The sequence below is a fragment of the Caulobacter sp. GW821-FHT12D05 genome (genome assembly GCF_058807295.1).
In genome coordinates, this window is record NZ_JBXAQO010000004.1 from 661,124 (window position 1) to 682,383 (window position 21,260).

Sequence of the window (21,260 nt, forward strand, 5' to 3'; positions counted from 1 at the left end):
GTTCGGGGAGATCTGAACATGACTGCCAGTCGTTGGCCGCACGCCTTCTTCGGCGCGGCCGCTTTCTACGCCATGGTCGGCGTCTCGTGGGGCCTGGCCATGAGCATCAGCAAGGACCACAGCACCTATTCGGCGCACGCGCACCTCAATCTGCTGGGCTGGATCAGCATGGCCTTGATGGGGACCTTCTACGCCCTGCTGGGGCAGCGGGTTCCCAACTGGGTCAAGATCACGAACTTCACCCTGTCGAACGTCGGGGTGATCTGCATGATCAGCGGCCTCTTCATGTATCTGGGCCAGAAGGGACCGCCGTCGGTGTTTGGTCCGCTGCTGGCCGTGGGCGGGCTGTCGGTGGTCTCCGGCTTCTTCGTGTTCGGCCTGACGGCGGTCACGACGGCCATTCGGAAGCCCTCTTTGGCCGCCTGATTTCGTCAAATCGCTTGCGCTCGCCGTCGCCTTTGGGCACGGCGAGGCGGTGACTCAAGAATTGAACGACGGCCTCCCCGCCCGGGAAGCCGCCCTGAACCTTATCGATGCGGCCCTGTCGCGTCGCGGCGGCATCGACGAAGCCGCCTCCGCCAACGGTTTCCGCTTCCTGGAACCGCGTGAGCGCGCGTTCGCCCGCGCCCTGGCCATGGCCGTCCTGCGCCACTTGGGGCCCATCGACCGCGCCCTGGCCGCCAAGCTGCAGAAGGCACCGCCCGACCGGGTGATGAACCTGCTGCGCCTGGGCGCCGCGCAGGCCTTCCACCTGGAGGTCCCGGCCTTCGCCGCCGTGGCCACCTCGGTCGAGCTGGCCGGCGCCAACAAGACCAGCCGTCCGTTCAAGGGCCTGGTCAATGCGGTGCTGCGCGGCCTGCTGCGTGATGGCTCGCCCAACGACGATCCGGCCCTGCTGGCCCCGCCGTGGCTTTATGCCCGCTGGGTCGCCGCGTTCGGCGAGGCCACCGCCCGCGAGATCGCCGCCCAGATCGCCATCGAGCCCGCCACCGACCTGTCGCTGAAGCCTTCGGCCGATGTCGCGGCCCTGGCCGAAGCGCTCGAAGCCGAAGCGCTGCCTGGCGGCTCCCTGCGCGTACGCCGCAAGGGCGACGTGGCCGGCTGGCCGGGCTTCGAGGACGGGACCTGGTGGGTGCAGGACGCCGCCGCCGCCGTTCCGGCCCGCCTGCTGACCCTCAAGCCCGGCGACAAGGTGCTGGACCTGTGCGCCGCGCCCGGCGGCAAGACGCTGCAGCTGGCCGCGGCCGGCGCCGACGTCGTCGCCCTGGACCGCTCGGCCGCCCGCCTCAAGCGCGTGGACGAGAATCTCGAGCGGATGAGCCTGACCGCCGAGATCGTCACCGCCGACGCCGCCGTCTGGGAGGATACGCGCACCTTCGACGCCATCCTGCTGGACGCCCCCTGCTCGGCCACCGGCACCTTCCGCCGGCATCCGGACGTCTTGTGGGCCGCGCGGCCGAGCGACGTCGCCAGCCTGGCGGGCGTGCAGTCCAAGATCCTGGACAGCGCCGCCGACCGCCTCAAGCCCGGCGGCCAGCTGGTCTACACCGTCTGCTCGCTGGAGCCCGAAGAGGGCGAGGCCCAGGTCGAGGCCTTCCTGGCCCGCCGCAAGGACATGGCGCTGGAGCCCATCCAGCCCGGCGAAGGCGGCTCTCCCGAGGCCAGCCTGACCGCCCGAGGGACTCTGCGCCTCCTGCCCCACCACCGGGACGGCGGCCAGGACGGCTTCTTCGCCGCAAGGTTCAAGAAGCTCTAGGGCTGACAGATCGGCGCGGGGCGGCTATCCCAGGATCATGACCGCGCCGATCATCGCCCCCTCCATCCTCGCCTCCGACTTCGCCAAGCTCGGGCAGGAAGTCGCCGCCATCGAGGCGGCCGGCGCCGACTGGGTGCATGTCGACGTGATGGACGGCCACTTCGTGCCCAACATCACCCTGGGTCCCGACATCGTCAAAGCCATCCGGCCGCACGCCAAGATCCCGTTCGACGTGCACCTGATGATCAGCCCGGCGGACCCTTACCTTGAGGCGTTTCGCGCCGCCGGGGCGGACCTGATCAGCATCCATCCGGAAGCCGGCCCGCACCTGCACCGCTCCCTGAAGCGCATCCGCGAGCTGGGCGCCAAGGCCGGTGTGGTGTTCAACCCCTCGACCAGCATCGACCATGTCGAGTGGATCCTCGAGGACGTCGACCTGCTGCTGGTGATGTCGGTCAATCCCGGCTTCGGCGGCCAGAGCTTCATCCCCGGCCAGCTGCGCAAGGTCGAGGCCCTGCGCAAGATGGTCGACAAGGCGGGCCTCGACATCATCATCGAGGTCGACGGCGGCGTGACCCCCGCCACCGCCCCACAATGCGTGGCCGCCGGGGCCACGGCCCTCGTGGCCGGCTCGGCGGTGTTCAAGGGCGGCCCCGCCGCCTATGCCGACAACATTCGCGCGCTGAAGGGCGGCTGACCCCAAACGATGGCCGTCAAGCGTTCCGCCAACGGCTTATCCTCGAACACGCCCCGGCGTGGCGGCGTCCTATGGAAGGCCGTCACGGCCGAGCTTTCCGGCCACGTCCAGCGTGAGTGGTTCGGCTCGGGCCCCCACCGCCTGGCCATCGCCCTGCCCCGGCCCGAGGGCCTCTCGGCCCGTCCCCGCGACCCGCGCCCGGCCAATGCCGATCACGGCAAGAAGATGCTGGCCGGGACCCTGACCCTAGACGGCGGGACCCTGCGCCTGGGCCCCGATGGCGACCCGTTCGACACCGCCAGCCCCTCACGCCGCTTCGCCGTCAGCCTGCACCGCTTCGACTGGCTGCCCGACCTGACCGCCGCCGGCTCGGACGGCGCCCGCCGCGCCTTACGCCTGCTCGACGACTGGCGCCGGGTGTTCGGCAAGTGGAACGCCTTCTCGTGGAGCGCCGACTGCCTGGAACGCCGCGTCTTCCACCTGGCCTGCGCCGCCAAGATCCTGGCCGCCGAGGGCAGCGACGCCGAGATCGCCGACCTGACCCAGGACCTGGCCCGCCAGGGCCGCCACCTCTTGGAGATCAAGGCCAGCCCCGAACGCGCCCTGGAGCGCGCCGTCGCCGCCACGGTCGCCGGCTGCGCCCTGGCCGGCAAGTCCAGCGAGGCCCTGATCGACAAGGGCCTGAAGGCGATCACCCGCCACATCGACACGATGGTCCTGCCCGACGGCGGCCACGCCACCCGCAGCCCCGAGGCCGGCGTCGAGCTGCTGTTCGACCTCCTGACCCTGGACGACGCCCTGGGCCAGCGCGGCCGCCCTTCCCCTGAGAGCCTCTCGCGCGCCATCGACCGCCTCTCCACGGCCGCGCGGTTCTTCACCCTCGGCGACGGGCACCTGGCGGCCTTCCACGGCGGCGAGGCCATCGCCCCGCAGCGCATCGCCGCCGCCCTGGCCCATGACGACGCCGGCCCGCGCCCGCTGAACGCCGCCCCGCATAGCGGCTATCACAAGATGGTCGGCGGCAGCCTGGAGGTCATCGCCGACTGCGGCCGCCCGCCGCTGGGCCCCCTCAGTGTCGCCGCCTGCGCCCAGCCGGCCGCCGTCGAGATCGTCTGCGCCAAGGACCGCCTGATCACCAGCTGCGGCTGGAGCCCCGAGGCCACCGGCGCCAACGCCTTCCGCCTCTCCGACGCGGCCTCCACCGTCAGCGCCGGCGACGGCTCGGCCGGCCGGCCGCTGTCGGGTTTCCGCGCCAAGGCCCTGGGACCCTGGCTGGTCGATGGCGCCACCAAGGTCGAGGCCAAGCGCCACGACGACGTCGGCGGCGTCTGGCTGGACATCGTCCACGACGGCTGGCGCCATGTCGGCCTCAGCCACGCCCGCCGCCTGTTCCTCGACGCCGTCGCCGACGAGCTGCGCGGCGAGGACAGCCTCACCCCCCTGGCCGCCGACCCCGGCGCCGCCGATGGCCCCCGCCGCTACCTGCCCTTCGCGGTGCGCTTCCACCTGCACCCCGAGGCCCGCGCCTCGATCGCCCGCGACGGCAAGAGCGTCCTGATCCGAGGCCCCAACAACATCGGCTGGTGGCTGCGCAACGACGCCGTCGACGTCGAGATCGCCCCCTCGGCCCACTTCGACCACGGCCTGGCCCGCAAGGCCGGCCAGATCGTGCTCAAGAGCCAGGTGCGCCCGGAAGTCGGCGCCAAGATCCGCTGGAAACTCACCCGGGCGGAGGGCTAGGCGCCATGGGCTTCGACCGCAGACCGCTCCTGGACCCCGGCCGCGCGCGGCACGTGCCGGACTATACCGACGACGAGGTATCCGAGGTGATCGCCGCCCTGACGACGGGCGCCCCGGAGGTTCTGGCGGTGCTGGAGCGCGAGGCCAGGACGCCCGGCAGCGTGCCGATGGCGGACTATGACGACGCCTACGACCGGATGCTGACGTACTTGTTCGAGCACGGGTACGTGCACACGCATATCGAGATGGCGATGGTGTTTAAGGCAGTGCGGGAGCGGGTTGGGGGGTAGAACCCGCATAAAGATCAACCCGATTAAGGTTTTGCTGCCTTCACAACCGCGACCACACGCTGGACAGGTTGAGGCACATGCCCTCATCCTCCGGAAGCAGAAAAGCTTGGGGGGAGCAAATATGGGATCGCGCACTGTTCGCATTCACTACCGCAAAGCCAAACTTGAGGGTGGCGACGGTACTGAAAACCTACAGAAGACGCTAAATGCGGTAATGGTCGGCGCTCACGGCCAAGATGCTCGCAAGCGAATATTTCCGATAACTGAGGACGGCAACCATAAGGGTTGCCTGAATTTCTCCGATACCGTCGGCGATGCATTCGTTGCAGACATCATGCATCTTGATGGTCGAAGCACACTGCCTACCTGGATTCATCCCAAGGCACCGCAGCCAGTTGCTACCGTAATACCTAAAGAGCTGGGCGCAGATGAGGCATCTTTAGACGAACCAGCTTATATTCTAATTAAAGACAACCACATAGCGGCTATAGAGAGGCTTGGATTTCGCAACTCCAGCATGGAGAGATACCTCAATTCTCTTGTCAAAGCCGCAGGGCTCCTTCCCAACGGCGCTTTATGGTCGCTGGATCCCAAGATCGAACTCCAAGGCATGGGAAGCCTGACTGGCGGCGTAAAAAAGATCATCGTCAAACCTAAAGCTGCACTTCAGGGAGAAAGCGACTCTACTGACCTACCAGCCAAGACCAGTCGCGCCGTGAACAAGAGAATGAGCGACTTCTTTGCGCAGGGCTGGCGCGTCCTCGACATGATGAAGGCTGCAGGCGCTGACGAGGCGGAAATCGAGAAGTTACGCGCCAACTTGAGCAGCGACCTCGCACTAAGGGCACGTCTAGAAGTTACGGTCGCTTCGACGAGACGAAAAACAGAGGCCGAACTTCAAGCAGGCCTTATCGAGAAGGCGTTCGCTGAGATGGCGACAGATGGGGACGTACGCTTGGTCTCCAGCGATGGGAAAACCGACGGGAAATTGATACAGTTGGTCCACACAGCTGAGGTCACAGAAACAGGAGGCTTGATCGACTGGCAGGCAGCCACCTATGCGCTTGTTTCGGCGCTAAATGCGTGGGCGGCGAAGAGCTCCATCGATCTAACCTAAATGGGACTACTAAGACTCCTGATTGCCGGGTGCTTGAGCGCGGCTCTTTGGCTGTTGCTTCCGCGAGCCGGAATTCGAGCAGCAACGCAGGAGCTGATAGCCCTTCTCGCGTTGCTGATGGGCGGCTTATTGCCTGCCATGACGCTGACTGCGACCATTTTGCGTGGCGATGGCTTTTCCGCCAAACGCGTGAAGGACTACGGAGCGGCCCTTTCAGCCCAAATGACTTTCTGGGGGGTATTGTTTCTCTTCGCTGGCCTGTCCACAGCGGGGATCGTAGGGGCGAAAGTTTTTGGAGAGGATAGCGCTAAATTTGTCTTTGAGTGGCGCAGAATCCACCTCGACAACGAGATCTTCTATCGAATTTCGATAGCAATCGGTGGCTTCGGCTTCGGCGTAGTTCTAGCGCGCCTATACCCCGCATTTGTGGGTCTAAAATCTTTGCTAAAGTTGAACGTTTCCATGGCTGAAGCACAGGCCTTAGCAAATGATCGCAGTCGCGCGGACGCTCTGGAGCGTAAGGCAGCACAGGTAAGATCACCCGCAGAATACGAGGCCCTTAAGCGATCCAGCGAACAGTCCCCGCCCAACGGATAGGTTCTTGAACTATTCGATGCTCCCATGGGGAGAGGGCGGGGCCCGCCGCGTAGCGGTGGGAGGGTGAGGGGTTTCGGCGGCAGCTGGAAAATCCCCGGCGGCTTTGGCGGCGCTTCGTACGGTCGAGGGTGTAACCCCTCACCCTCCCGCGCTTTGCGCGGGTCCCTCCCTCTCCCTATGGGAGAGGGTGACTATGGGGATTGGCGGGGTTCTATTCTCGGCGTTCGCGAGATCGAACCCAGCGAAATCAATCGCTTGTAGATTTTACACGCCGCTGAATGATCCGCGTTCAGAACCACCCCCATACTCTTCCTCACCCGATGGCGCGGAAGGGACGTCCGGCCGGCGATCGTGACGGCTGTCGGGGGTGGTCGAGCGGGTAGTGCTCGTCGGGCTTCTTTCGGGAAGTCCCTTCGCGACGGCTCCAGCGGCAGGCTCCCTGAAACATCGGGACGAAGCCTGGCGGCGAGGGTTCGGCGAGCGCGGCAGGCAGGGGCTGAAACCGCCTCTGCATTCCGGAACCGGGGTCGTCGCCCTGGCCCGCCCGTCGGGGGCCTCTTTCGGAAGCGGGTTAAGACCCCGCGCGTCGAGGGCTCATCGGATAACGGCTGCGCGGAGCGTTCGGGCTTCGTCGAAACGGTAACAACACTCAACACTCCGGGCGCGGCCCGGCGCTCCGCAGTCCCTTTCTCACCCCCGCAGCCGCACGGTGCGAGGTCGATGAAACACGTTCCCTCCCCCTCGATGGGGGAGGGGCAGGGGTGGGGGTGAATACGGCGGTTGATGCAGCGCGCAGCCGCCGGCTCAGCAGTCACCCCATCCCCGCCCCTTCCCCATCCGCCAACGGAAGGGAGGAGTTGATTGACTCCCCCGCCCGCCCCCGTATTTTCCGCCGCGTTCGCGTGACTGGCGTTGAAGGTGGGAAACCACCGGGGAGCGCGGACCTCATAAGCCGCGCGCCTGGGCTCCCATTTCCGATCACGAAACCCGAGGAGTCCGCCGTGCCCGCCGCCCCCGACTATCCGTCCGCCCCCGATCTGGTCACCCCCAAGCGCGCCCTGCTGTCGGTCTCCGACAAGACCGGCCTGGTCGAGGCCGCCCAGGTCCTGCACGCCGCCGGCGTCGAGCTGGTCTCGACCGGCGGCACCAAGGCCGCGATCGCCGCGGCCGGGATCCCCGTGAAGGACGTCTCGGACCTGACCGGCTTCCCCGAGATGATGGACGGCCGCGTCAAGACCCTGCACCCGGTGGTGCACGGCGGCCTGCTGGGCGTCCGCGACGCCCCCGAACATGCGCAAGCCATGGCCGACCACGGCATCGGCGGCATCGATATCCTGTACGTGAACCTCTATCCGTTCGAGGCGACCGTCGCGAAGGGCGGCAGCTACGCCGAGTGCGTCGAGAACATCGACATCGGCGGCCCGGCCATGATCCGCTCGGCGGCCAAGAACCACGGCTATGTCGCCGTCTGCACCGACCCGTCGGACGTCGCCGAAGTGCTGGAAGCCCTGAAGGCCGGCGGCACCACCCTGGCCCTGCGCCAGACCCTGGCGGCCCGCGCCTATGCCCGCACGGCGGCCTATGACGCGGCGATCTCGGCCTGGTTCGCCCAGGCGCTGGAGCAGGACTTCCCGGCCCGCAAGGCGATCGCCGGCGAGCTGCGCCAGACCATGCGTTACGGCGAGAACCCGCACCAGAAGGCGGCTTTCTACACGTTCCCGAACCCGCGCACCGGAGTGGCCACGGCGACCCAACTGCAGGGCAAGGAGCTCAGCTACAACAACATCAACGACACCGACGCGGCCTTCGAGCTAATCGCCGAGTTCGATCCGGCGGCCGGTCCGGCCGTGGCGATCATCAAGCACGCCAATCCGTGCGGCGTGGCGGTCGGCGGCAGCCAGCGCGAGGCCTATGAGCGGGCCCTGGCCTGCGACCCGACCTCGGCCTTCGGCGGCATCGTGGCGGTCAATTCGCGCCTGACCCGCGAGGCGGCCGAGGCCATGGTCGAGATCTTCACCGAGGTGGTCATCGCCCCCGAGGCCGACGACGACGCCATCGCCGTGTTCGCGGCCAAGAAGAACCTGCGGCTGCTGGTGACCGGCGGCCTGCCCGACCCGCTGTCGACCGGCGACACCTTCAAGAGCGTGGCCGGCGGCTTCTTGGTGCAATCGCGGGACGACGCGCGGATCAAGGCCAGCGACCTGAAGATCGTCACCCAGCGCCAGCCGACGGAAGACGAGATCCGCGACATGCTGTTCGCCTTCACCGTCGGCAAGCACGTCAAGTCCAACGCCATCGTCTATGCCCGCGCCGGCCAGACCCTGGGCGTCGGAGCCGGCCAGATGAACCGCAAGGACTCCGCTCGTATCGCGGCCCTGCGCGCGGCCGATTTCGGCCTGGACCTGAAGGGCTGCGCCTGCGCCTCGGAAGCCTTCTTCCCGTTCGCCGACGGCCTGATCCAGGCGGCGGAAGCGGGCGCCACGGCGATCATCCAGCCGGGCGGCTCGATGCGCGATCCGGAAGTGATCGAGGCGGCCGACAAGCTTGGCCTCACTATGGCCTTCACCGGTGTGCGAGTGTTCCGTCACTAGCACGTCTCTGAGGTGAACATGGACAGCGCCGTCTGGGGAGAACAGGTCGCCAAGCATTCGCGGGTCTTCAAGCCCGCGGGCCTGGGGCCGTTTCCGGTGGCGCTGATCTTCCACGGCTGCGGCGGCAAGACGCCGTTCCTCGAGGACTACGCCCGGACGGCCGTCGCGGCCGGCTGGGCGGCCGTGGTGGTCGACAGTTTGAAGCCGCGCGGCCTCTCCCTGACGGACGCCAAGCTGACCGTCTGCACGGGCCTGCGGCTACGCGGCGGCAAGCGAGCGGCCGACGTCTTCGCCATGCTGGCCTGGCTGGAGGGGCAGGCCTGGGCCGACGCCCAGCAGGTCTTCCTGGCCGGCTGGAGCCATGGCGGCTGGACGATCATGGACGCCTACGCCATGGGCCAGCGCGCGCCGCAGATCACCGGTCTGGCCGACGCCGCGCCCGACCGCCTGCGCCGGGCGGTGAAGGGCTCGATGCTGGTCTATCCGTTCGCCGGCTATCCGGCCCTGACCACCCGCCATGGCTGGACGGGGGCGGCCGCGCCGGTCTGGTCGGTGGTGGCCGGCAAGGACCAGGTGGTCGGCTGGAAGGCGCCGAAACTGGCCCTTGACCGGCTGGCGCGCGACGGATTGACCGTCGACCAGCTGTTCCTGGCCGACGCCACCCACGCCTTCGACGACAACAAGGCCAACGACCCTCGGGCCCGCTACCGGCCCGACCTGTTCGAGCAGGTGCGGACCTACTTTACGGGAGCGCTTCAGGCCTGCGGCTAGGCGCTCTGGCCAGGACGCTGGCGCCCAGGGCCATGAACAGGGCCGAGACGACGACGGCGATGCGCTGGTCGCCCGCCAGCTTGGTGCCGATGGCGATGACCAGCGGGGCCAGGAAGGCGGTGGCCTTGCCCGACAGGGCGTAGAGGCCGAACCACCGGCCGGTCTCGCCGGGCGGGGCCAGCTCGGCCATCCAGGCGCGCAAGGAGGACTGGGCCGTACCGAAGGTCAGGCCGACGAACATCGAGAAGAACAGGAACATCCGCTCGGGAATGCTCGCGAACAGCGCCTGGTCGGCCTGGGCGGGGGCGACGGGGATAACGAAGAAGATCGTATCCTTGCCGACCATGCCGACGCCGATGGCGCCGAACAGGATGACGCCCGTGGCGACCAGCACGGTGGCCTTCGAGCCCATCTTCTGGTCGACCCGGCCGCCGATGAAGGTGCCGATGCCGGCGGCGACCGACAGGAGGATCGCATAGAGGCCCAGCTGCGTCGTCGTCCAGCCGAACAGGCCCGCCGCCAGCACGCCGCCGAACGCGATGAAGCTGGAAATGCCATCGCCCAGCAGCATCCGGCCGAGCAGGAAGGTCGCCATGTGCGGACGGCTCGGCAGGCTCTTGAGGGTCGCCCACAGCTCGGCCAGCGGCTTGTCGCCGGCTCCGGCCGAGGGCTTGGGCGCGGTCAACATCAGCGGCCAGGCGAAGGCCAGGAACCACACGGCCACCAGCGGCCCGACGATCCGGTCCGGCTCGTGCAGCGCCTTCGACAGGCCCAGCATCGGGACCTTGGGCAGCGAGAAACAGAAGAGGACGATGAACAGCGTCACCAGCGCCCCGACGTACGCTAACGCCCAAGCGGTGCCCGACAGGCGTCCCAGCTGCCCCGGCTTGGCGATCACCGGCAGCAGGGCGTTCATCACCGTGACCCCCAGCTCGGCGGCCACCCCGGCCACGACCAGGCAGCCCAGGATCAGCGGGATGCGGCTCGTCTCGCCGGGAACGGCCAGCCACAGCAGGGCGCTGGCGATGACAAACGGAAAGGCGAGGCCAATCAGCCAGGCTCGCGGGTTGCGCCGAGCATCCAGCGTCGCGCCCAGCAGCGGACTCAGGATCGCAATGGCCAGGCCCGACACCACCCCGGCATAGCCCAGCAGGCTCTGCCCCCGCACCGGGTCGCCGACGAAGCCGGCGGCGAAATAGGGCGTGAAGATGAAGGTGGCGATCAGCGCCCAGTACGGCTGCTGCGCCCACTCGTACAGGATCCAGGCTGCTCGCCGACGATCGCCCTGGTCCATACGCAACTGCTCCCTCTCCGCCTTCCCTCGTAAGCGAGAGAAGGCGGAGGGGCCAGCGTCTTTAGGCGGCGGTCGAGAGCTCGCGCAACGCGGCGTTGGCGATGGTCAGCTTGGCGAAGGTCCAGCCGCCGCCGGCCTGCTCGATGTCCTCGATCGTGCGCTTGACCGCCTTGGGGCGATCGCCGCGCAGGGCGGCCCACGACGCGATCGCGGCCTTGGCCGAGAGCTCGTCGTCGCCGGCCTGGGCGTTGGCGGCGAACTTCAAGACCGCCTCGGTGATCGCGGTCTGCTCGGTCAGCATGTCCTCGATCAGGCGGCGGACCGCCAGGCGCTCGAAGGCGTCGCCGCCGACGAACGAGCCGGCCGCGCCGCGCAGACGGTCAAAGCCGAAGGCCGCGCCGACCTGATGATACAGGCGGGCGACGTTCTCGACGCTCCAGCTGGACGCATTGGCCAGGTCGACGAGGTCGGCGGCCGTGGTCAGCGGCTGCAGGGCCGCGACGGCCTGGGCCAGGGCTTCAGGCGCGCCGTCGGCGACATAGGCCTTCACCCGCTTGGCGACGGTCTTTTGCTCGAACGGCGACAGGATGGCCGGGGCCATGCCGGTCAGGGTCTTCACCGACGGGCCATAGGCCTCGACCAGCTGCTGGACGCTGGACTTGTCGCGGTGCGCCCGGCGGGCCAGCCAGAAGGCCAGGCTGCGCAGGGCGTAGGCCAGAGCCTTGTACAGCGCGGTCTGACCATCGGCCGAAGCCTTATTGTTCAGCGCGTTGACCTGGTCCCACAGGGCGTCGATCCCGAGGATCTCACGAGCGGCCGTGAAGCCGGTGACCACCGCGCCGATGTCGGCGCCGGCGGCGGCCTTCAGGCGGCTCGGGAAGGTCGGGCCGCACATGTTGACCATCTGGTTGCCGACCACCGTGGCGATGATCTCGCGCTTCAGACGGTGCTTCTGCATGGCGTCGGCGTACTTATCGAGCGCCTTGGGGAAGTAGCCGCGCAGGGTGGCCTCGAACCACGGATCGTCCGGCGCCTGGCTGGCGACGATCTCGTCGAAGAGGTCCAGCTTGCCGTAGGCCAGCAGCACGGCCAGCTCGGGCCGGGCCAGGCCCTTGCCCGCGGCCTTGCGTTCCAGCAGCGTCGTATTGGTCGGCAAGCCCTCGACCTTGCGATCCAGACGGCCGCGCTGCTCGAGGTCGACCATGTAGCGGATCTGGGCGTCGACCTCGCTGACCGCGTCGCTTTCCAGAAGCGTCAGGGCCAGGGTCTGGTCGAAATTGTGCTCCAGCACGTGGTGACCGACGTCCTCGGTCATCGAGGCCAGCAGCGTGTTGCGGCTCTCGCGGGTGAGCTCGCCGCCGCGCTCCAGGATCCCGGTCAGGATCTTGATATTGACCTCGTGGTCGGAGCTGTCGACGCCGGCCGAGTTGTCGATGGCGTCGGTGTTGATGTGGCCGCCAGCCTGGGCGAACTCGATCCGGCCAGCCTGGGTCAGGCCGAGATTGGCGCCCTCGCCCACGACCTTGACTCGCAGGTCCGAGCCGTTGATGCGGATGGCGTCATTGGCCTTGTCGCCGGCGTCGGCGTTGCTCTCGCCCTTGGCCTTCACATAGGTGCCGATGCCGCCCAGATAGAGCAGCTCGGCCTTGGACTTCAGGATCGCGGTCATCAGCTCGGCGGGCGAGACGGCCTCGGCCTTGATCTCGAACAGCTCGCGCACTTCCTTCGACAGCGGGATGCTCTTCAGGCTGCGGGCGAAGACGCCGCCGCCGGCCGAGATCTTCGACTTGTCGTAGTCGTCCCACGAAGAGCGCGGCAGCTTGAACATCCGGTCGCGCTCTTCCCACGACACCGCCACGTCCGGGTTCGGGTCGAGGAAGATGTGGCGGTGATCGAAGGCGGCCAGCAGCTTGGCCTGCTTGGACAGCAGCATGCCGTTGCCGAACACGTCACCCGACATGTCGCCCACACCGACGACGGTGAAGGGCTGAGTCTGAATGTCCTTGCCCAGCTCGCGGAAGTGGCGCTTGACCGCTTCCCAGGCGCCGCGGGCGGTGATGCCCATGACCTTGTGGTCATAACCGACCGAACCACCGGACGCGAAGGCGTCACCCAGCCAGAAGCCGTAGCTCTCGGCCACGCCGTTGGCGATGTCGGAGAAGGTCGCCGTGCCCTTGTCGGCGGCGACGACCAGGTACGGATCCTGGGCGTCATGCGCCACCACCGACGGCGGTGGGACGACCTGGTTGTCGGCGTCGATATTGTCGGTCAGGTCCAGCAGGCCCGACAGGAAGGTCTTATAGGCGCGGATCGCCTCGGCCTGGATCGCGTCACGATCACCGCCGCGCGGCAGTTGCTTGGGATAGAAGCCGCCCTTCGAGCCGACCGGCACGATGACCGCGTTCTTGACCTGCTGGGCCTTTACCAGACCCAGCACCTCGGTGCGGAAGTCATCGCGGCGATCCGACCAGCGCAGGCCGCCGCGGGCGACCGGGCCAAAGCGCAGGTGCACGCCTTCGACGTGCGGGGCCGAGACGTAGATCTCGCGATAGGGCTTGGGGGCCGGCAGGTCTTCCAGCTCGCGCGAGGCGATCTTGAAGCTGATATAGGGCTTGGGACCGCCATCGGCGGCCGGCTGGTAGAAGTTGGTCCGCTGGATCGCGCCGACCAGGGCGGCCAGGCGGCGAAGGACACGGTCGGCGTCTAGGCTTTCGACGGCCTGCAGCGCTTCGGTGATCTTGCCCTCGACGGCCTTGGCCTGCTCCTGACGCAGCTTCAGGTCGGCGCGGACGGCCGGGTCGAACTTGGTCTGGAAGAGATCCAGGATCAGGCGAGCGACGCCGGGGTGATCCGACAGCGCCTGCTCCTGCACGCCCTGGCTGGGATCCAGGCCCGACTGCTGGCGATAGCGGGCCAGGCCGCGGATCAGGGCGGCCTCGCGCCAGCCGATGCCCAGCTCCAGCACCAGGCGATTGAAGCCGTCGCTCTCGGCGCGGCCGGTCCAGATGGCGACGAAGGCGGCCTCGAAGGCCTGCTTCACGTCATTGAACACCAGGTGCTCGCCGGCCTCGTCACGCAGGACGAACTCGTGGACCCAGACGGGCTTGCCGTCCGGCGAGACCTTGAAGCCGTCCTCGATCAGGGCCTTCAGACCCATGTGCTCCAGGATCGGCAGCACGTCGGCCAGCGGCGCGGCGGCGCCGGGACGATAAAGCTTGAAGCGCAGGGTCACCGCGTCATCGCCGTCGCGGCGGAAGGCGCGCACGCGGACGGCCTCACCGTCGGCCAGGTCATCGATGACCTGAATGTCGGCCAGGGCCTCATCGGCGTCGTACTGGTCGCGGTAGCCGGGCGGGAAAGCGCCGGCATAGCGCGCCAGCAGATGGGCGACGCGGCCCGTGGAGCCTTCGCGGACGGCGGCCTCGAAGCGGTCGTCCCAGGTGCGCGCGGTCTCGGCGATGGCGGCCTCGACGGCGGCGATGTCGGGCTCGGCGTGGTCGCCGGGCGTCACGCCCAGGATGTAGTGAACCCGCGCCAACGGCGCGTCCGAGAAGCTGGGATAATAGGCCGACACCCGGCCCCGGAACGCATCGGCTAGGATCTGGCCGGCCCGGGCGCGGACGCCAGAGTCATAACGATCGCGCGGCACGAACATCAGAACCGAGATGAAACGGTCGAACGGGTCGCGGCGGGCGAACAGCTTCACGCGCGGCCGGTCGTAGAGGTGCAGCACGCCCAGGGCCGTGGCCAGCAGCTCGTCCTCGTTGCTCTGGAACAGCTCGTCGCGCGGCCAGGTCTCGAGGATGTTGCGTAGGCGCTTGCCGTTGTGGCTGTCGGGATCCTTGCCGGCCTGGGTCAGCACGTGCTGGACCTTGCGACGGACCAGCGGCACCTCGTGGGCCGGGGTCTCGTAGGCCTCGGCGGTGAACAGGCCGACGAAGCGGACCTCGCCCGAGGCCTTGCCGTCCGCGCCGTACCGGCGGACGCCGATATAGTCCATGTAGCCGCGACGGTGGACGCGCGAGCGCAGGTTCGACTTGGCCACCACGATCGGGTCGCCGATGTCGATGTGGCTGCGAACCTGGGCCGACAGGATGGCCGGCTCGCTGCCTCGGCGCAGCACGGTGCGGGCCTGGTCGCGCAGGACGCCCAGGCTGCCTTCCGGCTGGTACAGCGGCTCCTCGGCCGCGTAGCCGCCGTCGGCGGTGCGGGGATATTCGTAGACGCGGGCGCCCAGGAACACGAAGTGGTCGCTCTCGAGCCAGTCCAGGAAGTCGAGGTCCTCGGACTTCTCCTCGGTCGAGACCGGGGTCTTGGCGTCCCGCAGCTCACCGATCGTGCGGCGCATCAGGGCGCGCATGGGCTGGAAATCCTGCACGGCCAGGCCGACGTCGGACAGGGCCTCGCGGACGCTGGCGACCAGGGCGTCCTCGCGGTCCTCGCCGACCGGGGCCAGCCAGATCTGGATCATCGAGCGGCGCACGCCGCCGCAGTCCGACACGGGGTGGAACATGGCCCGCACCGAGAAGCCGGCCTCGGCCACTTCACCCATGATGCTGTCGACCAGGAAGGGCCGGTCGGGCTGGACGATCTCGAGCAGGTCGGAAGGGGTCTCGCCGCCTTGCGCGCGGACTAGGCGGATGGCCGGCTCGGACAGGTCCTTGGCGCTCTCGCCGAAACGCCAGAAATCGGCCAGGGCGCGGGCGACGTCGGCGACGTCCAAGCCCGGCAGCTCTTCGGCCGACCAGTCGTCCTGGGCCTGGGCGGCGAAGCCGCGCGCGGCGGGCGACAGGGCCTCGACCGCGACGCCCAGGGCCTGGGCGAAGGCGCTTACCAGCGGACCGATCGGGGCCTCAGCGGACTTGAGGTCATTTTTTTCACCGATCATAGGATTTCCTCGCGAATTTTTGGTCGCAACCTAGCCCTTTCAGGCGCGGCTTCAACCCGTAAGTCCGAAATAGGAAAGAATCCGTGCCGCACCACACCGGGCCGGAAACGGAAGCGCCGCCGGCTGGGGGGAACGCCGGGGGCGCGGGCCCGCTTGGGGGAAAGCGGGCGTTTTCCGCTAAGATGGCGGCGGCCTTGCCTGCCGCGATCTGCGGTTTGTCCGGGTGGGGGGAGCCGGACAAGGCATAGATAGGAGCCGCAATTCGCAGTGTAAGGGGCGCCTGCATTTCTTCGACCCTTAAGGATGCTTCTTGCCGGCAGAAGGCCTCTTGGCCGGCTTGTCCGACGCGGGTCCGTGACCCTTGCCCGACAGCGTCCGGTCGCCCTGGGGATCGCCGTCCTCGGACAGCAGGATCGCGATCCAGCGCGAGCCCTCGAACTGGGCCAGGATGACCATGGCCGCCACGGTCAGCGGCGTGGACAGGAACATGCCCGGCACGCCCCACAGCGCGCCCCAGACCGCAAGAGACAGCAGCACCACCGTCGGGTCCATGTTCAGGCTGTCGCCCTGCATGCGCGGATAGATGACGTTGCCGACCACGAAGAATATGCCCTGCAGGGCCGCGAACAGGATGATCGCCGGCCACAGGCTGTCGGGGAACTGGACCAGGGCGAACAGCGGCGGCAGGAAGCAGCCGATCGCTCCGCCCAGGATCGGGATATAGGCGGCCAGGAAGATCAGGAACGCCCAGAAGAAGGCATTGTCCAACCGGACCAGCATCATCACCACCCAGGCGGCGACGGCGATCATCAGGCCGGTGACCGTCTGGATCCACAGGTACTGCTCCACCCCGTCGCGGATGCGCTGGAACATGGTCATGTTCTGCTCGCGCTCGGCATGGTGCGGGAAGAGTGCGACGATCTTTCGGCCGAAGCCTTTGCGCGAGGCCAGGATGAAGCCGAGATAGATCAGCACCAGCACCGCGCTGGTGGCGAAGCTGTTGAACGACTGGGCCACGTCGCCGAAATAGCGCTGCGGGTTCAGCTGCTTGACCACGTCGCCGATGGTCGGCGCGACCTTCAGCTCCAGGCCCGGGGCCCAGTGGGCCACCACCGGCGCGAACTTGGCGATGATGGCGTTGAGGCTGGCGACATATTCCGAGGAGTGATCGAAGAACGCTTTGCCGTTGTCGACCACGATCCAGATCGAGACCCCGAACAACAGCAGCGACAGCACCACCGCCGTCGGCAGAGCCAGCCTCTTCGGGAAGCCGGGCGCGCGCAGGGTTAGCACCCGAGCAAAGCTGTCGATCATCACCGCCAGGAACAGGGCCAGGGCCAGGGGCGTCAGGATGTCCTGCATCCACTTCAGCGTCGCCCCGGCGGCGATCACGGCCAGGAAGACCACCGCGTTGCGCGTCGTAACCGGCGGCGGAGCGCGGGGCGGGTCGGTGGCCGTCATTTGTAAAATATCTCCAGAAGCGAGCCCGACATTGCCCGCGCCGATTGGCGACGCGCAAGGCCCCGGTTAGGGTCATCAACGCGTTCCACGGAGTTTGGTCATGCCGCTGTCGATTGGCGAAAACGAGATCTTGGTCGGATTGGGCGAAGGTCCCGTGACGCAAAGGCTCGACCGCTCCAACCGCCACGGCGTGGTGGCCGGCGCGACGGGCACCGGCAAGACGGTCACGCTGCAAGTGCTGGCCCAGGCGTTCTCAGACGCCGGCGTGCCGGTCTTCGCCGCCGACGTGAAGGGCGACCTGTCGGGCGTGGCCATGGCCGGGACCCCGAACGAGAAGATGATGGCCCGTGCGGCCTCCATGGACCTGGCTTTGTCGCCGGCCGCGCCGCCGGTGATGTTCTGGGACCTGTTCGGTCAGAAGGGTCACCCGATCCGCACGACCATCTCCGAGATGGGCCCGTTGCTGCTGTCGCGCCTGCTCGAGCTCAACGACGTGCAGGAGGGCGTGCTGACCATCGTCTTCCACGTCGCCGACCAGGACGGCCTCTTGCTGCTGGACCTGAAGGACCTTCAGGCGGCGCTGAAATACGTGGCCGACCACGCCGACGAGATCGGCACGCAATACGGCAATGTCGCCCCCGCCACGGTCGGCGCGATCCAGCGCAAGCTGCTGACGCTTCAGACGCAAGGCGCCGAGCACTTCTTCGGCGAGCCGGCGCTGGACCTGTCGGACATCATGCGCACCGACGCGGCGGGCCGGGGCTATGTCAGCCTGCTGGCCGCCGACCGCCTGATCCAGTCGCCCAAGCTCTATTCGACCTTCCTGCTGTGGCTGCTGTCGGAGCTGTTCGAGGTGCTGCCCGAGGTGGGCGATCCGGAAAAGCCCAAGCTGGTCTTCTTCTTCGACGAGGCCCACCTGCTGTTCAACGATGCGCCCAAGCCCCTGCTGGAGAAGATCGAGCAGGTCGTGCGCCTGATCCGCTCCAAGGGCGTGGGCATCTATTTCGTCACCCAGAACCCGGCCGACATTCCCGATGCGGTGCTGGGTCAGCTGGGCGCCCGCGTGCAGCACGCCCTGCGCGCCTACACCCCCGCCGACCAGAAGGGCCTGAAGGCCGCCGCCCAGTCGTTCCGGACCAACCCGGCTTTCGACACCGCCGAGACCATCCAGGCCCTGGGCGTCGGCGAGGCCCTGGTCTCGACCCTGGACGAGAAGGGCGCGCCCAAGGTCGTGCAGAAGACCCTGATCCGTCCGCCGGCCTCGCGCCTGGGTCCGTTGACGCCCGAGGAGCGCACGGCGCTGAAGGCCAAGAGCCCGGTCGCCGGGGTCTACGACACCCTCCAGGATCGCGACTCCGCCTACGAGATCCTGCAGGGCCGCGCCCAGCAGGCCCAGCGCCAGGCCGACGAAGCCCGCGAACAGGCCGAGGACGACAAGCGCGAAGCCGCCGAGGCCAAGATCCGCGAACGCGAGGAAGCCCAGCGCGAGCGCGCCAGCCGCCCCCGCGCCTCCAACCGCCAGACCATGACCGAGGCCTTCGCCACCACCCTGGTGCGCACCGTCGCCTCGACGGCCGGACGCGAGCTGATGCGCGGCCTGCTGGGAGGACTGCTCGGCGGCTCTACGAGCCGGCGGCGGCGCTAGTCCGGCGCTTGCGGGGTTTCTTCTTCGGAGGAACCTCGCGGGCGGCCAGCAGAGCCGAGGCGATGTCGGCCAGCTGCTCCACCTGGAACGGCTTGCGCAGCACCGGCCACGGCAGGTCGGCGGGCGCCACGTCCATGCGGTCGCCGGCATAACCGGTGGTCAGCAGCACCGCCATGTCCGGCCGATGGGCCGAGGCCGAGCGGGCTAGATCGACGCCGCTGATCCCGCCCGGCATGACGATGTCGGACATCAACAGGTCGAAGACCACGCCCTCCTCCAACGCCTCCAGGGCCGAGGCCCCGTTCTCGGCGGTGGTCACCGCGCAGCCCAGGTCGCGCAACAGGCCGCCGGCGATCTCGCGCACCGCCGCGTCGTCCTCGACCAGCAGCACCCGCACGCCCTTCAGGCTGTCGCGCGACGGCGACCGCGCCACGGGCAGCGGCGTCACCGCCTCGTCGGTGGCGGGCAGGTACAGCGAGACCGTCGTGCCGCGGCCAAGGGCGCTGTCGATGGCCACCCCGCCGCCGCACTGGCGTAGGAAGCCGTAGACCTGGGCCAGGCCCAGGCCGGTGCCCTTGCCGACCTCCTTGGTCGTGAAGAACGGCTCGAACACTCGGGCCAACACGTCGGGCGGCATACCCGCGCCGGTGTCGCTGACCGCGACGCGGACATAGTCGCCCGGCGCCGTGTCGGCGACCTGGCCCTCGGCCAAGGCTGCGGGCTCGACGACGATGCTGATCGCGCCGCCGTCCGAGGTGGCGTCGGCGGCGTTGACCACCAGGTTCAGCAGCGCCGCCTCGAACTGGGCGGCGTCGACGCGAGAACTGGCCATGCCCGCCTCATGGCGGATGGTCAGGGCCATGGCCTCGCCCACCGCCCGGCGCAGCAGCGGCTCGGCTTGGTCCAGCAGGGCGCCGATGTCGACGACCTCCAGCTTCAGCTCCTGGTTCCGCGAGAAGGCCAAGAGCTGCCGGGTCAGGCGCTCACCCCGTTGGCCCGCCGCCAGAGCCGCCTCGGCCAGACGCTTCACGCGGGCCGTGTCCTCGGGCCGACGCAGGATCATATCCAGGCCGCCGACGATCACGGTCAGTAGATTGTTGAAGTCGTGCGCCACCCCGCCGGTCAGCCGGCCCACCGTCTCCAGGCGCTGAGCCTGGGCCAGGGCGGCCTGGGCGTGGGCGGTCTCGGCCATGCTGGCCTGCAGAGCGGCGGTGCGCCGGGCGACGCGATCCTCCAGGTCCTTGCGGGCCTCGACCGTCTCGGTGAAGTCGAAGCAGCTGCCGATATAGCCGCGATAGTCGCCGGCCTCGTCGAAGCGCGGCGCGCCGACGCTGTTGATCCAGCGCCAGGCCCCGTCGGCGCGTTGGAGCCGGAAGGCGACATTGAACGGCTCGCGCAGGGCCGCGGCCGCATCGGCCGCCTCGAGACCGGCCTGCTGATCTTCGGGATGCACGCCGCTGAACCAGCCCGTGCCCAGCTCTTCTTCCAGGGTCCGCCCTCGGAAGTTCAGCCAAGCCTGGTTGAACCAGTCGGCCTGGCCCCGCGCCGAGGTCGCCCAGATCAGCACCGGCGCGGAATTGGCCACGCCCCGGAACAGCTCTTCACTGCTGCGTAAGGCCGCCGAGGCCCGTCGCTCCTGGGTCACGTCCCGGAAGGTCACCGCCAGGTCGCCGCCAAGCCGCACGCCGCTGGAGCGGATCCAGCGCTCCTCGCCGTCGATCACCCGGCGCACGTCGATGTCGTCGGGACCACCGCTGGCCAGCAAGCGTCTGAAGCGCGCAACCATGTCGCGGCCGGTCTCGTCAGGAAACACATCAAGGGCGCGGCGGCCCAGCAGAGTGGAGACCCCCGTCGGCCGCATCGAGTCGGCCATCGGATTGGCGTAGATCCAGCGGAAATCGACGACCTTGCCCGCCTCGCGCACCGGCTCCAGGATCACGAAGGCGTCCAGCGACACCTCCTGAGCCGAGCGGAAACGCTCCTCGGCGGAAAGACCCGAGCGCACGGCCACGCGCATGGCCTCGACCAGGAGGACCATCAGGCCGCCGCACAACACGAACATGACCAGTTGGACGCTCTCGCGCGTCTCCAGCGCCCATCCGCCGTCGGGCGCCATCCAGAACCGCCAGGCGATGCCGGCGCCAAGACCCACGGCCAGGAACCCGGGACCCAAGCCTCCAACCATGGCCGCGACCATGACGGCGACAAAAAAGGTCGGGAAAAACAGCGGAACGCCGGTGAGCACCACCGCGGCGAACCGCGCGGCCAGGGCCAACAGCACCGCCAGGATCGCCAAGCCGTAGCGCAACTCGCGCCGGTCGGCCGCCGTCACGAACTTGATGACCGTTCGTCCCAGCACGCGATACGTCCCCGTCCATGACTACGCAGGGTCTTACGGCCCCGCTTGGCTTTC

14 protein-coding genes and 1 riboswitch are annotated in these 21,260 nt (G+C 68.4%); of the genes, 10 read left to right on the forward strand and 4 right to left on the reverse strand.

Annotated elements, in window-relative coordinates:
- Positions 1-18 precede the first annotated feature (18 nt).
- The 9 genes from AC1RRR_RS21320 (at position 19) to AC1RRR_RS21360 (ending at position 9,559) form a co-directional block, all read left to right on the forward strand.
- Complete coding sequence (locus tag AC1RRR_RS21320) at positions 19-426, forward strand: hypothetical protein (protein WP_492815870.1); 408 nt, start codon at positions 19-21, stop codon at positions 424-426.
- Between the two features lie 49 nt (positions 427-475).
- Positions 476-1,756: an RsmB/NOP family class I SAM-dependent RNA methyltransferase gene (locus AC1RRR_RS21325; RefSeq protein ID WP_492815871.1), complete on the forward strand. Its 1,281-nt coding sequence runs from the start codon at positions 476-478 to the stop codon at positions 1,754-1,756.
- Positions 1,757-1,793: 37 nt separating this feature from the next.
- Positions 1,794-2,453: a ribulose-phosphate 3-epimerase gene (gene rpe / locus AC1RRR_RS21330; RefSeq protein ID WP_492815872.1), complete on the forward strand. Its 660-nt coding sequence runs from the start codon at positions 1,794-1,796 to the stop codon at positions 2,451-2,453.
- Between the two features lie 9 nt (positions 2,454-2,462).
- A complete protein-coding gene (locus AC1RRR_RS21335; RefSeq protein ID WP_492815873.1) occupies positions 2,463-4,193 on the forward strand; it encodes a heparinase II/III family protein in 1,731 nt (576 codons plus the stop codon).
- Between the two features lie 5 nt (positions 4,194-4,198).
- Positions 4,199-4,483, forward strand: coding sequence for a hypothetical protein (locus tag AC1RRR_RS21340; protein WP_492815874.1), 285 nt, complete (start codon positions 4,199-4,201; stop codon positions 4,481-4,483).
- A gap of 121 nt (positions 4,484-4,604) precedes the next feature.
- Positions 4,605-5,600: a hypothetical protein gene (locus AC1RRR_RS21345; RefSeq protein ID WP_492815875.1), complete on the forward strand. Its 996-nt coding sequence runs from the start codon at positions 4,605-4,607 to the stop codon at positions 5,598-5,600.
- Positions 5,601-5,633: 33 nt separating this feature from the next.
- The gene (locus AC1RRR_RS21350; RefSeq protein WP_492815876.1) at positions 5,634-6,197 is read left to right on the forward strand and encodes a hypothetical protein; all 564 of its coding nucleotides are present in this window, start codon (positions 5,634-5,636) and stop codon (positions 6,195-6,197) included.
- An 892-nt stretch (positions 6,198-7,089) separates the two neighbouring features.
- A riboswitch (ZMP/ZTP riboswitch) is annotated at positions 7,090-7,170 on the forward strand.
- Positions 7,171-7,198: 28 nt separating this feature from the next.
- Complete coding sequence (gene purH, locus AC1RRR_RS21355; protein WP_492815877.1) at positions 7,199-8,788, forward strand: bifunctional phosphoribosylaminoimidazolecarboxamide formyltransferase/IMP cyclohydrolase; 1,590 nt, start codon at positions 7,199-7,201, stop codon at positions 8,786-8,788.
- 18 nt (positions 8,789-8,806) lie between these two features.
- Positions 8,807-9,559 (forward strand): dienelactone hydrolase family protein, encoded by a 753-nt coding sequence (locus AC1RRR_RS21360; protein WP_492815878.1) that lies wholly within the window; start codon positions 8,807-8,809, stop codon positions 9,557-9,559.
- Here AC1RRR_RS21360 and AC1RRR_RS21365 read toward each other — a convergent pair.
- From AC1RRR_RS21365 to AC1RRR_RS21375, 3 genes are all read right to left on the reverse strand, one after another.
- A complete protein-coding gene (locus tag AC1RRR_RS21365) occupies positions 9,531-10,853 on the reverse strand; it encodes an MFS transporter (RefSeq protein WP_492815879.1) in 1,323 nt (440 codons plus the stop codon). The genes AC1RRR_RS21360 and AC1RRR_RS21365 overlap by 29 nt on opposite strands.
- A 61-nt stretch (positions 10,854-10,914) precedes the next feature.
- A complete protein-coding gene (locus AC1RRR_RS21370; protein WP_492815880.1) occupies positions 10,915-15,741 on the reverse strand; it encodes an NAD-glutamate dehydrogenase in 4,827 nt (1,608 codons plus the stop codon).
- Positions 15,742-16,038: 297 nt separating this feature from the next.
- Positions 16,039-17,202, reverse strand: coding sequence for an AI-2E family transporter (locus AC1RRR_RS21375; protein ID WP_492815881.1), 1,164 nt, complete (start codon positions 17,200-17,202; stop codon positions 16,039-16,041).
- Positions 17,203-17,302: 100 nt separating this feature from the next.
- Between AC1RRR_RS21375 and AC1RRR_RS21380 the strand changes: the two genes are divergently transcribed.
- Complete coding sequence (locus AC1RRR_RS21380) at positions 17,303-18,847, forward strand: helicase HerA-like C-terminal domain-containing protein (protein WP_492815882.1); 1,545 nt, start codon at positions 17,303-17,305, stop codon at positions 18,845-18,847.
- Here AC1RRR_RS21380 and AC1RRR_RS21385 read toward each other — a convergent pair.
- Positions 18,825-21,206 carry an ATP-binding protein gene (locus tag AC1RRR_RS21385; RefSeq protein ID WP_492815883.1) on the reverse strand — a complete coding sequence of 794 codons (2,382 nt, stop codon included), beginning with the start codon at positions 21,204-21,206 and terminating at the stop codon, positions 18,825-18,827. The genes AC1RRR_RS21380 and AC1RRR_RS21385 overlap by 23 nt on opposite strands.
- Positions 21,207-21,260: the final 54 nt, after the last annotated feature.

Bases quoted from the DNA above. Each gene is read 5' to 3' on its own strand.
- AC1RRR_RS21320 (WP_492815870.1), top strand. From the start codon at position 19: ATGACTGCCAGTCGTTGGCCGCACGCCTTCTTCGGCGCGGCCGCTTTC.
- rpe (WP_492815872.1), top strand. From the start codon at position 1,794: ATGACCGCGCCGATCATCGCCCCCTCCATCCTCGCCTCCGACTTCGCC.
- AC1RRR_RS21335 (WP_492815873.1), top strand. From the start codon at position 2,463: ATGGCCGTCAAGCGTTCCGCCAACGGCTTATCCTCGAACACGCCCCGG.
- AC1RRR_RS21340 (WP_492815874.1), top strand. From the start codon at position 4,199: ATGGGCTTCGACCGCAGACCGCTCCTGGACCCCGGCCGCGCGCGGCAC.
- AC1RRR_RS21345 (WP_492815875.1), top strand. From the start codon at position 4,605: ATGGGATCGCGCACTGTTCGCATTCACTACCGCAAAGCCAAACTTGAG.
- AC1RRR_RS21360 (WP_492815878.1), top strand. From the start codon at position 8,807: ATGGACAGCGCCGTCTGGGGAGAACAGGTCGCCAAGCATTCGCGGGTC.
- AC1RRR_RS21365 (WP_492815879.1), bottom strand. From the start codon at position 10,853: ATGGACCAGGGCGATCGTCGGCGAGCAGCCTGGATCCTGTACGAGTGG.
- AC1RRR_RS21370 (WP_492815880.1), bottom strand. From the start codon at position 15,741: ATGATCGGTGAAAAAAATGACCTCAAGTCCGCTGAGGCCCCGATCGGT.
- AC1RRR_RS21375 (WP_492815881.1), bottom strand. From the start codon at position 17,202: ATGACGGCCACCGACCCGCCCCGCGCTCCGCCGCCGGTTACGACGCGC.
- AC1RRR_RS21380 (WP_492815882.1), top strand. From the start codon at position 17,303: ATGCCGCTGTCGATTGGCGAAAACGAGATCTTGGTCGGATTGGGCGAA.